At 38.6% G+C, this 14,088-nt stretch carries 16 protein-coding genes; 8 read left to right on the top strand and 8 right to left on the bottom strand.

Features of this window, described 5'->3' with window-relative positions:
* Positions 1-10: 10 nt before the first annotated feature.
* From HJC33_RS06735 to HJC33_RS06725, 3 genes are read left to right on the top strand one after another with little or no spacing between them, the layout of a single operon-like run.
* Positions 11-376 (top strand): hypothetical protein, encoded by a 366-nt coding sequence (locus tag HJC33_RS06735; protein ID WP_171658045.1) that lies wholly within the window; start codon positions 11-13, stop codon positions 374-376.
* Entirely contained in the window at positions 373-1,032 is a 660-nt protein-coding gene (locus HJC33_RS06730; protein WP_171658044.1) for a DUF2461 domain-containing protein, read from the top strand. The genes HJC33_RS06735 and HJC33_RS06730 overlap by 4 nt, the downstream gene beginning before the upstream one ends.
* 41 nt (positions 1,033-1,073) lie before the next feature.
* On the top strand, positions 1,074-1,442 hold the full coding sequence (locus HJC33_RS06725) for a nuclear transport factor 2 family protein (protein WP_171658043.1): 369 nt from the start codon (positions 1,074-1,076) through the stop codon (positions 1,440-1,442).
* 52 nt (positions 1,443-1,494) lie between these two features.
* Here HJC33_RS06725 and HJC33_RS06720 read toward each other — a convergent pair whose 3' ends face one another.
* The gene (locus tag HJC33_RS06720; RefSeq protein ID WP_171658042.1) at positions 1,495-2,190 is read right to left on the bottom strand and encodes an ABC transporter ATP-binding protein; all 696 of its coding nucleotides are present in this window, start codon (positions 2,188-2,190) and stop codon (positions 1,495-1,497) included.
* Positions 2,191-2,199: 9 nt separating this feature from the next.
* Positions 2,200-3,669: a DUF5687 family protein gene (locus HJC33_RS06715; RefSeq protein WP_171658041.1), complete on the bottom strand. Its 1,470-nt coding sequence runs from the start codon at positions 3,667-3,669 to the stop codon at positions 2,200-2,202.
* A gap of 123 nt (positions 3,670-3,792) precedes the next feature.
* Between HJC33_RS06715 and HJC33_RS06710 the strand changes: the two genes are divergently transcribed.
* A complete protein-coding gene (locus HJC33_RS06710) occupies positions 3,793-4,842 on the top strand; it encodes a ferredoxin--NADP reductase (RefSeq protein WP_171658040.1) in 1,050 nt (349 codons plus the stop codon).
* Between the two features lie 23 nt (positions 4,843-4,865).
* On the opposite strand, the gene HJC33_RS06705 is transcribed toward HJC33_RS06710, so the two are convergent.
* The gene (locus HJC33_RS06705; RefSeq protein ID WP_171658039.1) at positions 4,866-5,645 is read right to left on the bottom strand and encodes a patatin-like phospholipase family protein; all 780 of its coding nucleotides are present in this window, start codon (positions 5,643-5,645) and stop codon (positions 4,866-4,868) included.
* Between the two features lie 307 nt (positions 5,646-5,952).
* On the opposite strand from HJC33_RS06705, the gene HJC33_RS06700 reads away from it, so the two are divergent.
* The 3 genes from HJC33_RS06700 to arsS all read left to right on the top strand — a co-directional run bounded on the left by HJC33_RS06700 (position 5,953) and on the right by arsS (position 8,246).
* Positions 5,953-6,654, top strand: a complete 702-nt coding sequence (locus HJC33_RS06700; protein WP_171658038.1) for a TIGR04282 family arsenosugar biosynthesis glycosyltransferase — start codon at positions 5,953-5,955, stop codon at positions 6,652-6,654.
* Positions 6,655-6,750: 96 nt separating this feature from the next.
* Positions 6,751-7,086 carry an arsenosugar biosynthesis-associated peroxidase-like protein gene (locus HJC33_RS06695; protein WP_055397919.1) on the top strand — a complete coding sequence of 112 codons (336 nt, stop codon included), beginning with the start codon at positions 6,751-6,753 and terminating at the stop codon, positions 7,084-7,086.
* A gap of 71 nt (positions 7,087-7,157) precedes the next feature.
* The gene (arsS, locus tag HJC33_RS06690) at positions 7,158-8,246 is read left to right on the top strand and encodes an arsenosugar biosynthesis radical SAM (seleno)protein ArsS (protein ID WP_171658037.1); all 1,089 of its coding nucleotides are present in this window, start codon (positions 7,158-7,160) and stop codon (positions 8,244-8,246) included.
* A gap of 18 nt (positions 8,247-8,264) precedes the next feature.
* Here the strand turns inward: arsS and HJC33_RS06685 are convergent, their stop codons facing one another.
* The 3 genes from HJC33_RS06685 to HJC33_RS06675 all read right to left on the bottom strand — a co-directional run bounded on the left by HJC33_RS06685 (position 8,265) and on the right by HJC33_RS06675 (position 11,480).
* Positions 8,265-9,371, bottom strand: coding sequence for a hypothetical protein (locus HJC33_RS06685; protein WP_171658036.1), 1,107 nt, complete (start codon positions 9,369-9,371; stop codon positions 8,265-8,267).
* 64 nt (positions 9,372-9,435) lie between these two features.
* Positions 9,436-10,188, bottom strand: a complete 753-nt coding sequence (locus tag HJC33_RS06680) for a helix-turn-helix domain-containing protein (protein ID WP_171658035.1) — start codon at positions 10,186-10,188, stop codon at positions 9,436-9,438.
* Between the two features lie 437 nt (positions 10,189-10,625).
* The gene (locus HJC33_RS06675; protein WP_171658034.1) at positions 10,626-11,480 is read right to left on the bottom strand and encodes a YitT family protein; all 855 of its coding nucleotides are present in this window, start codon (positions 11,478-11,480) and stop codon (positions 10,626-10,628) included.
* A gap of 319 nt (positions 11,481-11,799) precedes the next feature.
* On the opposite strand from HJC33_RS06675, the gene HJC33_RS06670 reads away from it, so the two are divergent.
* Positions 11,800-12,420, top strand: a complete 621-nt coding sequence (locus tag HJC33_RS06670) for a TetR/AcrR family transcriptional regulator (protein WP_171658033.1) — start codon at positions 11,800-11,802, stop codon at positions 12,418-12,420.
* On the opposite strand, the gene HJC33_RS06665 is transcribed toward HJC33_RS06670, so the two are convergent.
* A complete protein-coding gene (locus HJC33_RS06665) occupies positions 12,417-13,466 on the bottom strand; it encodes a glycosyltransferase family 9 protein (protein WP_272621253.1) in 1,050 nt (349 codons plus the stop codon). The genes HJC33_RS06670 and HJC33_RS06665 overlap by 4 nt on opposite strands.
* Positions 13,450-14,055 carry a DUF4254 domain-containing protein gene (locus tag HJC33_RS06660; RefSeq protein WP_171658032.1) on the bottom strand — a complete coding sequence of 202 codons (606 nt, stop codon included), beginning with the start codon at positions 14,053-14,055 and terminating at the stop codon, positions 13,450-13,452. The genes HJC33_RS06665 and HJC33_RS06660 overlap by 17 nt, the downstream gene beginning before the upstream one ends.
* Positions 14,056-14,088: the final 33 nt, after the last annotated feature.

The raw sequence follows: 14,088 nt of genomic DNA, 5'->3' as shown, positions 1-14,088 counted from the left end.
TTAAAGTGTCTTGTTCCCCCTTTATGAGGCTTCGCCCTCTTTTGTAGTTTTGGAGCAAATGGAGTATGAAAAGTTTTTGGAGATACGGTCAAACATGTGCTTGAAACACGAGCATGTGACCGAGGGAAAAATGATGAGCTCTCCTGCTATTCATTACAAAAGAAAAGTTTTTGCTTTTTATTCCAAAAAGCAGAAAATGGTTTTTAAATTAGGAAAGGATTATCCAATACATGAACTTGATTTGGAACTGTTAGAGTTTAGTCCCTTCAAAACCAAAAAACCACTATCTGGTTGGTATGAAGTTGATTTTGATCACCAAGACAAATGGGAGGATCTGAGCACATTGGCCTTGAACATCATAATAAGGATGATATGATTACTGAAGATTTCAGCACTTTTCTACAGGAGCTTTCCAACAACAATCACAAAGATTGGTTTAAAGCCCATAAAAAACATTATGAAAATGATGTGAAGACTCCTTTTTTGAATTTGCTCGAGGAACTATTGCCCAGCCTCTGTGAATGGGATCCACGAATCTTACCTGACCCCAAAAAAGCGTTGTTCCGAATTAATAAGGATGTCCGTTTTTCCAAGGACAAAACACCTTACCATACCATAGTAAAAGCTGGGTTTTCACCTTACGGCAAAAAATCCTTCCTTCCAGGTTATTATCTCGGCATTGATGCCATAAATATTCATGTTGGGGGTGGGCTGTTTATGCTCCGTGGCCCAGAACTTAAAAAAGTACGCGAGCATATGCTGTACAATCCTGAAGAACTTATCCAAATTGTAGAAGCAACGAATTTTGTTCAAAATTTTGGAAGGCTTAAAGGGGAAAAAGCCAAAAGATTGGACAAGAATTTTTTATCCGTTGCGAAAAAAACGGATTTGATCTATCACAAGCAGTTCTATGCCATGGCAGAATTTCCTTTGGAGCCTTTTTATGGTGGCAATGGACTTTTGGAAGAGATCATGGTCCATTTTGAAGCCATAAAACCCCTGAACACTTATTTAAACCAAGCTTTCGATTGATCAATGAGTTTATTTATTAATCATAAAAACAGCAACTAAAAATGACAACACAAGAAGTCGCAGACAAATTGGTAAGCCTTTGCAGAGAAGGCAAATACGAAGAAGCTTATGGCCTATACGCAGATGATGCCGTTAGCGTGGAAATGCCAGGTGTTCCTAACGAACGTACCGAAGGGCTAGAGAACATTATTCAAGGCTATGCCCAATGGGCCAGTGGCATTGAAGAGGCTCATGGAGGTACCGTAGGAGACCCCATGGTAGTCGGCAACCATTTTATGGTACCTATGACCAGCGATGTTACCTTTAAAGAAGGTGGTAGAGTGAACATGGAAGAGTTCTGCATGTATCAGGTAGAAGGTGGAAAAATTAAAAAAGCCCAATTCTTCTATGACCCTTCCATGATGGGCTAAGATTAAGTTGCCACAAAGTATTTAGGGCGCCACTAAAGTGGCGCCCATTTTTTTATGCCGCAAAAAAGGATTCCAATTCCTTTAAAGTCTCTGGAGAGGTTTGAATGTCCTTTACTACTTCACCTTTATTTAGGACTACAATGCGCTCACAAACTTCGGTTACATGAAGTAAGTCATGACTGGAAACCAAAACAGTAACTTCTTTTTGCGAAGCCAGTTCCTTGATGATTCCTTTTAAACGAATCTGGGTGGTAGGATCCAGGTTTGCAAAAGGTTCATCCAAAATCACAACTTCTGGGTCGCCAATGAAGGAAGCTACTATTCCTGCTTTCTTTTGATTTCCTTTGGATAAATCTCTCAAAAATTTCTTTTGACCCAAAATCTCACCATGGAAAAAATCTTCAAAAGTGGACAATAACGCGTCAACATCTGCTTTGTTTTTACCTCGAAGCTCCCCGATAAAATAAAAATACTCCTCGGGGGTTAGGTAGCCTATCAAAAAAGACTCATCCACAAAGGCAGAGGTAAACGGTTTCCATGCTTCGCTAACATCTACTTGAATGGTATTGTTTATGATTTTTCCCGTGGTAGGCTGAATCAAATCCAACAAAAGGCTAAAAAAAGTCGTCTTCCCAGCCCCATTGTTCCCCACAAGTCCAAAACTTTGTCCTTTGGGTATGTCCAGATTCTGTATGTTCAGCACAATTTGTGAACCATAGACCTTGGTTAAATTTTCCGCAGTAATCATAGTATTTTTTTAACTGTTCTTTTCTTTAAAGCCGGCGATCATGCCATACTTTTTTATTCTGTATTGTTCGGTTATCTTGTTGAGGAAATAGTTTTTAAATGCAAGACCTATTATTCCAAGTGCCGAAAGCGTAATTACCGCCGCTTCAATGGAAATGAGATAATAGACTACGGTAAAAATTATAATGGGCAGTCCCAAAACAGGTAGCATAATCAAAAATTGATTGGCACTCGTCCCTTGCATGTTACCAAATGGACTTTTATCCAAATCGATTCGTTTTTTGTTGAAAGACCCAAAGTAGAGTATCACCGGAATGTTGACCCCTAAATTGTACAAAGCACTTCCAAAGTTTATGGCCAAGGCATTCCAACCAAAATAGACATAGGGAATGGTGAGCAAAAACATGACCACCACACTGAAAGAAATGAGACTTGCCTTGGATTCCAAATATTTTCGTAGGGGTATGTTCTGCGCCATCATCATACCATAATAGCTGCTGTCCCAAGCGGGAATGAACTGTCCAAAGTTGCTCAAGAAAATTCCTGTCATAAAAATGCCCAAAAAGGCAAACATGGGCATCATGTTGGCATATATTTCTTGGGTGTAGAAAATCAATCCATAGAAAACAAAGAGCAGGGAGATAAAAACTTGGGCTTTGGTACGTTTGTTCCGCCAAATCATTTTAAGGTCCATCTGCAAAAAAGGAGCCATTTCCCCAAAACGTCTGGTCCAAGCCATATCTGACACCTTGGCTTCTTTAGATTTTGTCTTGAGCGATGCGTCCAAAGAAATCCGATTTTTTAGATAGTTGAAATTCAACCAATAGGTGAGTATCGCAATAGCAATTGGAACCAACACCATTAAAGGATATTGATACAAGCCATGAAAAACAGGACCGAAGAATTCCTTGACCTGAAAAACGTTGAAATAATCCAATCCAAAAAGCACTAAGATAAGACCTCCTATAATTATCAAGGCTTTATCACTTTTATTGATTAAAAAGTTAATGTAGTTGATGCAAAGTACAATCGCCAAAATGGATAGCAACCATAAACCAACATTTAGTCCCGGATAGCCATGAAACAGTAGCACAATTCCAAAGGGCACAAAAAAGAAAATGGCCATCAAGTTATACATTGACACACCTGAACGACCCAAAATATAATGAGCTATGACGCTTTTTTTAATAGGCATGGACAGGAAAGGCTTAATATCCATCACCGGAAGCTTCTGTAAAAAATACCGGAAAAACAATTCAATCAGCACCCAATACACCATAAATTGACTCAAAATCCACATGGGGTTCTCATTGGGAAAAATTTCTCTTAGCGCAAAATAGGCGCCAACACCTGCCATAATAAGAACGGACAGCAAATAAATCCCCAAGAAAATCATCAAAATTTTTAGGCCAAGACTTTTTCCCATGGACGATGACCTAAAAAAGGATTTCCACTGAAGACTGATAAATCGTTTGAACATGGTTGGCAGTTCTTTGTGGTATTAGTATTTAAAGTGCTTGATTTGTTACAAATTGGCCTCAATTTTTAAAATAGCTTCCTTAAAAATAGTGCGAATCCTTAGTTTTGCACTAAAATTGTCTTTATGAGCGACTTTCACGCGTTAAAAATCTCCGCTGTAGATCAATTGACCCCGAATGCTGTAGCCTTAACTTTTGAAATCCCTGAAAAACTTACGAGTGCATTTGCATTCAAACCAGGGCAATACATTACCATCAAAAAAGAGTTGGTTGGCAAGGAATTACGAAGGGCTTATTCCATTTCATCCGCACCATCCACCGGAAAACTGACTGTGGGAATCAAAAAAATGCCGAACGGTACATTTTCAGTGTTTGCCAACGAAAAGTTGGAGACTGGTGCTATTTTGGAAGTGATGCCACCAGAAGGTCGTTTTGTTTTTGACAATGATGGTTCTTCTAAAAATATTGCGGCTTTTGCAGCTGGAAGTGGAATTACACCAATAATGAGTATTGCACAAACTGTTTTGGAGAGCCATCCAGAGAACAGATTTGTATTGGTTTTTGGAAATCAAACGCCTGAAGAAACCATGTATTTGAATGAAATTGACGCGCTACAAGAAAAATATACTGAAAGGTTTTTTGTTCAGCACGTATATAGTCGATCACAAGAGGTTGACTGCTTGTTCGGACGAATTGAAACCTCAACGGTCAATTATATTCTCAAAAATAAATTCAAGGAAACTGAATTTGATGCCTTTTACCTCTGCGGACCTGAAGCACTGATCCATAACGTATCTGAAACGCTGACCAAAAACGGTATTCCAAAGGAAAAGGTATTGTTTGAATTGTTCACCAGTTCCGATACCGAGGATACCTTGGCCAAAGATTTGGATGGAAAGACCAAAGTAGAAGTCATTGTTGATGACGAAACCTTTTCTTTGGTCATGGATAAAAAACAATTGGTACTGGATGCAGTTCTTAATGAAGATATTGATGCTCCCTATTCCTGCCAAGGAGGGGTTTGTAGCAGTTGCATTGCCAGAGTAAAAGATGGAAAGGCCGAAATGGTAAAAAATCAGATTCTTACGGATGGGGAAATTGCCGAAGGGTTGATTTTAACCTGCCAAGCACATCCAGTGACCCCAACACTCACCGTTGATTACGACGACGTATAAAATAGTGATTAGGGCAAAAAACTCTAACAAGCGGCATAAGCTTCTTCCAAAGCTCTTTTTGCATCTAGGTAACCAATAGTGAAGGCTTTTTCAATACCTTTTTTATCTAACATACCAATACTTTCAAGTTCACTCGGTTCAATGAACAAATCGCATTCTTGTAGTTTTTTATGGTTTGAAGCATAAATCATCAAACTAGTAACTCTACCTGCCAATTGTAGGGAGTTCTTCAAATCTTTCTTTTGTAATTCCGAGGCTATAGAAACATTGCTTCCAATAACAAAATCGGTTTTACCATTCACATATTCCTTAGGAAAGTTGTTCATAATGCCGCCATCTGCATATAACGTGTTATCAATCTCCACTGGGCTAAAAACAGGGGTCAAAGCCGCTGATGCCAACAAAGGTTTTATCAACTCCCCTTGATCAAACATCTTTTCTTTACCCAACAACAAATTTGTGGCCACCACGTGCAAGGGTTTTTCAAGACTTTCAAAAGTATCTATGGGAAAATACTTTTTAAAAAGATGAAAATATCGTTCAGTGTCGATTAATCCCGGTTTGTTAATCGCAAAAAAACTGTACTGGAACAAAGGGGTCTCCTTAAAAAAATGCAACATTTCCTCCACAGTATTTCCATTGGCATATAAAGCCCCTACCAATGCCCCCGCACTTGAACCTGCCACCACTTGGGCCTGCAATCCGTGTTCCTGCATGGCTTTGATCAAACCAATATGGGCTACTCCTCGAACTCCTCCCCCAGAAAGGACCAGTCCAATGGATTTTGCTTTGGAAATATTCATGTCTAGTTGAATTGAGGCGATAAACCACTACAAAATTAGAATCTTGTGCTAATATTTTACGATTTCAGTTCCATTTTTAAGAGACTTTTACAAACTCAACAGTCTGAAAATTAATCGAAATTTTAATTTTTGTGCATTTCATCGATAATGCTTCTTTTTTAATCTGGTCGGTAAAAGAACCCTTGATATTCTAAACCGACTGATGGGTCGGTTGATGTATTTTAATTTTTTTCATCAAAAATGTAATTCAAGTCCATTGATGTCGACCAAAACCTTATTGATTTTTATCGTAAGTTTAAGGTAATTGATGATTGCATTGCATAAAAAGTTAATTCAAAATACCGCGGTTCTCATCTTTGCAAATTCTGCAGCAAAGGATGCCCTTGCCAAAAAAAATTGTGCAAATCCTTCGCTGTTTGACCAACTTACACATCATACTTTAGACATGGTCAAGGCAACCGGACTGCCTTATTTTCATTTTTCTGAAAAGGAACAGCGAGGAGAAACCTTTGCAAAACGTTTGTCCCATGCCATTCAAAGTGTTTTTCAGCTAGGGTATTCCCAAGTCATTTCTATTGGAAACGATACTCCCAACTTGAGGAAATCCCACATTTTAGATGCCCACAGACGGTTGACACCGCAAAATGTGGTCCTAGGTCCTTCTTTGGATGGTGGATTTTATTTATTGGGGATGCATCGTTCCCATTTTGATGCCGAAGCTTTTGAAGCATTGCCTTGGCAACAAGCTGCCCTTTACCAAAAGACTACATCCTATTTTAAAACAAAGGGTGCCGCTGTTCATGCTTTGGACAAGCTCATTGATATTGATTCGGTTGCGGACTTAAAATTACTTTGTAACCATATCAAAACCTTATCCAAAAAATGGATCGGTTTCTTTTCAAGCTTACTTGATCAGAATAGCAGCTTCATTTCACCTCCTTTGGAAGCGCTTCCTAAAATTCCGCTACGAGTCCCTTCCAATAAGGGATCACCTTTCAGTTTTGCTTAATCCCTATCCTATTTCGGCTTGTAAAGCCCCGATTACGAATTGATTTGGACGTAATTCTACCGTTTTACGTTCACCACAACCCAAAAAGCAAAACAAATGGCAAACTCATATTATGATCCAGCGGATCTTAGAAAATTTGGAAAAATAACAGAATGGAGCGAGGAACTTGGAAACAAATTCTTCGATTACTATGGTAAAGTGTTTGAAGAAGGAGCCTTGAGCGCCCGGGAAAAATCACTGATTGCCTTAGCCGTGGCCCATGTGGTCAAATGTCCGTACTGCATAGATGCTTATACCAAGGACGGATTGCAACGTGGCATTACCAAAGAAGAAATGATGGAGGCCGTACATGCCGGTGCCGCCATTGAAAGTGGAGCCACTTTGGTACACGGAGTGCAAATGATGAACAAGTACAACAAATTATCAATGTAGAATCGTTGTTAGTTGATAGTTCCTAGTTGATGTAACTAACAACAAACAACCCCCAACAAACAGCTAAAAAAATGGAGCAAAGTATATTGCCACAAATCAAAAAGGCGGCTAAAAAATCCCTCAAAGCAAGAGAAAATGAGCTTGCGGAAACCAATAAGCAGTTGGAAATCTTGAATGGAAGTCTTTTTGCTGATGGAGAGTTGCCCTTTTTTAAGGATAAAATTGCAGAAATAGGGCATTTTCCGTTTCGCCCTAAAAAGTTGGAAATCCTACAAATCAATGTAGGGTATATGTGCAACCAAGTCTGTGAACACTGTCATGTGGATGCAGGGCCGGACCGAAAGGAAATTATGACACGAGAAACCATGGAACAGTGTTTGGAGGTCATCCGAAACACCGGGGCGCATACCTTGGACCTTACCGGTGGGGCCCCAGAGATGAACCCCAATTTCAGGTGGTTTGTGGAGGAAGCAGCCAAAGCTGGCATCCAAGATTTTATTGTGCGTTCCAATTTGACCATCATCCGGGCCAATAAAAAATATTATGATTTGCCCGAGTTCTTCAAGAAACACAATGTGCACGTAGTTTCTTCTATGCCGCACTACACTCGTGGCAAAACGGACAAACAGCGTGGGGATGGGGTTTTTGATAAATCCATAAAGGCCCTGCAAGAATTGAATGCTGTGGGTTACGGGATGCCAGATATTGATTTGCGCCTTGACTTGGTCTATAATCCTTCGGGGGCATTTTTGCCCGGGGACCAAGCTGCCATGGAGCGGGATTTTAAAAAAGCACTCAAGGAAGATTTTGATATTGACTTCCACAACCTGTTTGCCATTACCAATTTGCCCATTTCCCGGTTTTTGGACTACTTGATCGCTTCTGAAAATTATGAGGATTATATGTATGCGCTGGTGGAAGCATATAATCCGGCTGCGGTATCCCATGTGATGTGCACCAATACCATTTCCGTAAGTTGGGACGGGTGGTTGTACGACTGTGATTTTAACCAGATGCTGGACCTAAAAGTAGCGAGCAAGGTAAAACACATTAAGGATTATAATGAGGACATACTAAACGATAGAAATATCATTATCTCCCAACATTGCTATGGGTGTACCGCCGGAGCCGGGAGCAGTTGTCAGGGGACGGTGGCTTAATCAGGTTTTCTTAAAGCTTTATAACGTGGTGATATAAGCTTCAGTTGAGTTAGCTCCCAAAGATTTGAGCTCTTTTGAATGCTTCTTTAATAGTTTTAATGCTGACCTATTGATTTTTTTTGTGGGTATTTTTTCCCATTTTTCAAGATTTGATTCATAACCGGATTCAAAGATATTTTCAGATAACAGCTTTATCACCATATAATTGGCATAGGCATGGGCGTAAGACACATCATTTTTTGAATTGGTAATGAATTTATTCAATATATCGTGAGTAGTGGTTTGGGCCAAAGACAATTCTGTCAGCTTTGCTCTATACTCTAGATCGGCTTGTTTCAATTTTGGAAATAGCTTGTAGTCCGAAAAATGCTGTCCTTCATGGGAAATATAGCTTACCAAAAACTCTTCTTCGTCCTTTGGTCCATAGGATTCTTCTGCACAAAAAAGTTTCTCAGAAGTTGCCCACCCTCCACTATAACTGTGTCCTAAAGTGGTGTAATGAGCCCACCCATTGCTTACAAAATCACGCATAAAGACTACTGAAACGTTTATATTCTGCCCTTCGGGAAGATCTATACTATAATTTCTTTCTTCCTGATCTTTCCAAAGGTATAGGTCATACAAATGGCCGGTTTTTCCCACGCCTAACCCAAACATATTTTTAGACCTAAAAAAATCTTGAAAAAGTGTATAATACTCCTTTTGTATTTTTTCAATGCTGAATTCGGGCTTGTAGTGTTTTTTGAGAAAATAACCCATCTCGTACCTAAATAGGCTATCTGCCACTTTCTGTACCACATTTTCAATAAGTACCGATCGCCAGTAATGTTGAAAGCGATTATAAAGGTCTATGATTTCTGGATCATTGGTGTTGTAATCAAAATCTTCGTTTCGATATAAAAAACGTTGATAGTATTTGTTCTTTTTGTCTCTTTGATGCTCGGTCAAGGAAACATCCTCGGTCGTTTTCAACATTTCAAAAACCGTATTCATGTCTCCCCTCAAGGCATACGGATATACTTTCTTAAAATTAGTGCTGTCTATTTTTGAATAAGGAGCAGACTTATTTTGGGCAACTGTCACTGAGCATAGCGTACATAATACAATCAACAATATTAGCTTCATACAAAGAAAGTTTAGTAATGAAGCACAAAGAAATGTTACTTGGGAAAAATTAAATTGTATGGACTTAACCTTTTACAACCTGTCTATATTGGGATGGTGTAGTACCAAAAAACCGTTTGAAATGTTTAATAAAATGACTTTGATCGTAGAAACCACTTTCAACGGCAACTTCGGTAAGCGTTTTGTTGGAATGTAACATCTGGTCGATTGCGTTCGAAATACGTTGCCTCAATAAAAACTCCCCAAAAGTAAGGCCGGTCTTGGATTTAAACTTTCGAACAAAATAATTGGGATGAAGATATAAGGAGTCGGCCACTTCATCCAGATTATATATCCTTTCAGGGTTTAATCTAACTTCCTTAATTATTTTATTTATCCATAATGCCCTGCCCGGTGAGGATTCTGCATGCTGTTGTTGAAATAAAAGATGCAGGTTTTCTTCAACGGTAAGAGATAAAAGCTCATCTGAAAGATGGTTTTGAAAGCCAAAATAAATTTTAAAGATTTCTATGTTGTTTCTTTCAAACTGAACATATTGCGTACTTTTTAAAAGATTCTTTTCATTGGGGAGCTCCTTTTCAATTTCAATGTTGAAGCAAAAGCTTATGTGCGATCCTATTTCATTTTTATGTTCAAATCCTTTAGGTCTGAACACTGAAGCTCCTGTTTTGATATAATCTTTTGATATAATGGATTCCTCATGATAAAGGCCATGGAGCAACAAACTGATGTAGGGATGTTCATGCTCATGCTTGGGGACTTTTATATTCTGACCATGATTGGTCTTAGTAAGGGTAAAACCATTTAAGGTTTTCATCTTTTGGGTTAGCCCCATGAATGTCCCACCTTTAAGCTTATGAGATTTTGTATGTTCTGAATTGTTCACGTTTTTTGATTGAATTATAGCTCATTGTGGAGCCATGTGCAGTTCTTGGATTTCAATGGAAATATAGCGAAATCGTAAGATTGTCAAGGGCAAATCCGTTGTTTTAATCATTGTATTTGCTGAACAGCTCCTTAGGAAAGCCTTAAAAGGGGCAAAGTAAAGTGTATCTTATCCTCAAAATTGTTCCCTTAAACCGACCGCCAAGTCGGTTTTATTTTTTGGGCAAAGCTGAGTTATCGGCTTTTAGGCTTTTCACCGATTTTTCTTCCAAATACATCCCAAATCGCTTAACTACTAACGATTCTCGAAAATCCATGTAACAGACTTAATGGTTTGGTTTATCCCTAAATCTCAATTCGGATAGTATTTTAACTCAGATATTTCTTGAGGATTCCTCCTTTTACATTATTTACATCAAATTCAATGATGAATGCCTTATTGTCCAATTTTTCAATTAAACGGTAGGTTCTATTAATATCAATTCTATTGATTACCGTATGTATTATTTCTTCATTTGCCTTTTTTCCCCGTTGCCCATATCCATTTGACCCTTTATAGATTGTAATTCCTATACCTATCTCTTTGACCAGGGCAGACTCAATTTCATTTGGGTTTTCAGAAACTATCATGAGACCAACATAATCCTCAAATCCTTCCATCATAAGGTCAATCACTTTTGCAGTGATCAAGAAAGTCAATACCGAATACATAGATACTTCTATTGAGATCAAGAATGCCGTGATTGAAAAAAGGACAATATTAAATAGGAGTATAACTTTACCTATACTGATTCCATAGCGATTATTGACAAATATGCCCAGTATTTCAGAACCATCTAAAACTGCTCCATTCTTTATTGTTATTCCAATACCTGCTCCCAGAAACAAACCTCCAAAAATTGCAATGAGCAATTTATCCTCAGTTACCGCTGTAAAGTTTTCAAAATGGATAAATATTGCCAGCGCTGAAATAGATAAGAATGATTTTAGCACTATCTTTTTGGTTAACGTACTCCATCCAAGTATCAAAAATGGAATACTCGAAATCAATAGGACTATAGAAATATTTAAATCAAATAGTTGACTTATTAGTATGGCAATGCCGGTTACCCCGCCATCTAAGAATCCATTTGGCAGCAGAAATGCTTTTAACCCTATACTGGCCAACAATATACCTATGCAAATTTGAAATGTCTCGGAAAGTAGTTGTTTGGTCTTATTCATTTTTCAATCTCTTATTACAGCTTTATATCCTTAAAAATGAACTATTAAGTAGCATGAGTGAAGTTAGGGGTTTCTTCATTGAAATCTAGCACAATTGAAAGATAGGTTTCAAAAATTGCCATGCATTTTATCCCAATAAAACATCGCTTAAACCGACTCGGCGGTCGGTTTAATTTTTTGGATAGTGGGTTTTTCACCACTTTTTAGGTTTTTCACCGATTTTTCTTACAAATACATCCCAAATTATTTAGTTCCAAACGATTCTGGAAAATCTTTGTAACAGACTTAACGGTCTAGTTTACCCCTAAACCCAAATCTTATGAAAACCACTTTAAAAAAACGGGAGACCATGCACCTTATGTGTGCAAAAGGCTTGGAAATCTTCCACACCAAAGGCTACTACAATACTAGTCTGGACGATATCCTTAAAGAACTGTCCCTTTCCAAGGGCGCCTTTTACCATCACTTTAAATCCAAAGAGGATTTCTTTATCAATATTGTACAGACCTTGATTGTTCAAAAAGTGTATTCCCTGCTCGTAGAGCCTTTGAATACTTTTGAAAATCCTTTGCCCATTATTGTAGAGAGTTTAGAAAAGGCTTTGGAGCCTTCCAACAGCAATGAAATGGCCTATGGTTTTATGCTGAATGATTTTTTGACAGAGTTTAATAAGCGTAATGAGGAAATCAGCAAATACTTAAAAGATATCCTTAGCGTGTGGGAAGTAAACCTGGTTTCTGTGCTAAAAAAAGGTAAACTGGATGGACATATTGCTCGCCATGTGGATTGTGAAGGCGTGGCCACTTATGTTATCGCTTCTTATTTAGGGATGCGTTCCCTATTGATGGGCAACTCCAACAACGGACAATTGAAATACCAATACATTCAACAATTGAAACAGTATTTTAGATCTATTACCGAGCACGTACCTGTGGTTTAAACCTCAAGAACCTTCAAAATTTTGTCCAAAACCTGTTGCGGTTCTATGGTCTCCATCACAGATTCGTATCCTTTGGGAACCTTGTTCCCATAAACAGAAGTGGGAATCAATGGATATTTCTCCCGATTTGCCAACAAGGCGTTCTCCTTGGGTTGGCCAAAGGGATAAAAACCCGCAAACGGATGCGTTACCCCCCAAAGCGTCACCACAGGAATTCCGTAATTTGTAGCTAAGTGGGCATTCCCGCTGTCCATGGACAGCATCACATCCAAATTGGAAATCAGTTCCAATTCTTCAGGTAAGGAAAGGACTCCAGCCATATTTTTTACATTTTTAAACGCTGATGAAATTTCTTCCAGTTTTTCAACTTCATTGGCTCCCCCTCCAAACAACAATATTTTATACTTATCGGTATCATTTAACCTCTGTATTACCTCTTGCATTCGTTTTAAAGTGTACATCTTACCCTCATGTGCAGCAAAAGGAGCTATCCCAATCCATTTTTTGGCATCTTGAGTAACCAATTGCAATACTTTGTCTGAAAGTGGTTTGCGTTCCAAAAGATGAACTCTCCCCAAATCAACAGGTAAACCCAATTGCTCAAACACGTCAGCATAACGTTGATGGGTGGTCTTAAGTTGCTGGAAGTTTTTGTTCTTACTACGTGTGAGCGCCTTTTTTTCCTCTCTACCCTTGTCTATTTGTACAAACGGTGTTTTTTCTAGAGCAAAGTATTTTTTCAAAACGCTACTTCTCAATACGTTATGAAGGTCAGCAACGGCATCAAACCCAAATACTTTCAATTCTTTATATAATTTCCATAGCCCCGTAAGTCCTTTATGTCTTTTTTTAACATCCGCTTCAAACACATTTACACGTTCAATTCCATCAAAAATGGGTAAAAATGGTTTTTTGGTAAGTACCGTGAGCTGTAATTGAGGATATTCGGCAATCAGGGCACGCAATACTGGAACAATCATGGCCACATCGCCCATGGCTGAAAGGCGAATGATCAACATATGGGCAGATTTACCCTTTTTGTCCACGAAGCACAGGGTTTAGTTCATCGTCATTGTACATTTTCATCTGTTTGTAGACTTTCATGTACTTGTTGCCCGATTCAATATCCGCCAATAATTGGTCAATGGCTGTGGATAGGTCTTTGCACTGTTCCAAAAGTACCGCTAGTTTTTCGCTACACTTTTGAATATGTTCTGGGGAAGCATCATTACGGTTCACCTCTTCTTGCATATGGTAGATTTTCAAGGCTAAAATTGAAAGTCTGTCTATGGCCCAAGCAGGGCTTTCCGTATTGATAGTGGCATTTTCTTGAATTGTTACCGACTTGTACTTCTCCAAAAAGTAACTATCAATATATTCAACCAAATCCGTTCTATCTTGATTGCTGGCATCAATTTTTCGCTTGAGATCCAGGGCATCTACCGGATTTATTTCTGGGTCTCTAATAATGTCCTCATAATGCCACTGCACGGTATCAATCCAATTTTTTCGGTACAACAAATGCTCCACTTTATCCTTTGGATAAGGATTTACAAATTCCTGATATACATTGTCCTTAATGTGATATGTATCGATACTCTCTTGAAAAATACTGAAAGCAAGGGTGCTAAACATAGATGCGTCAATTTGGGCAAAGATATTGCTTTC

The organism is Flagellimonas amphidinii (assembly GCF_013090115.1).
GTDB classification, from domain to species: Bacteria; Bacteroidota; Bacteroidia; order Flavobacteriales; family Flavobacteriaceae; genus Flagellimonas; species Flagellimonas amphidinii.
The sequence above is the reverse complement of the archived record's forward strand: the minus strand, read 5'-3'. Positions and strand labels throughout refer to the sequence as shown.